Consider the following 547-nt stretch of genomic DNA (forward strand, 5'->3'; position numbering starts at 1 on the left):
GCAATTTCGAGCAGCTGACCCCGAGCACCACCCCGGCGGTGACCACCATCACCGATTCGATCGACAACACCGGGCTGTCCCTGGCGGCCACTGGTTCGGTCACCGAAGGTGGGCAGATCACCTACACCGCGACGCTGACCAACCCGGCCGGCACCGCCATGAGCGTGACCCTGTCGAACGGYGCRGTGATCAACATCGAAGCCGGCAARACCAGCGGTTCGGTGGTGGTCGATACTCCAGCCAACGACGTCTACAAGAACGGCAGTACCGTCAGCACCACCATCGAAAGCACCACCGGTGGCAATTTCGAGCAGCTGACCCCGAGCACCACCCCRGCGGTGACCACCATCACCGATTCGATCGATAACACCGGCCTGACGCTCACTGCCGACAACACCATTACCGAAGGCGGCCAGATCACCTACACCGCSACSCTGASCAATCCGGCCGGCACSSCSATGASYGTSACCCTGTCSAACGGCGCAGTGATCAACATCGAAGCCGGCAAAACCASCGGTTCGGTGGTAGTCGACACCCCGGCCAACGA

Annotated in this window: 1 protein-coding gene; it reads left to right on the forward strand. The window is 62.2% G+C overall.

The genetic code is table 11. The features are described 5' to 3' along the window. The coding region (locus AC1DIH_RS28165) for an immunoglobulin-like domain-containing protein (RefSeq protein ID WP_477774092.1) at positions 1-547 on the forward strand (547 nt) is incomplete at both ends.

It is taken from the genome of Pseudomonas sp. 05N36, assembly GCF_056397385.1.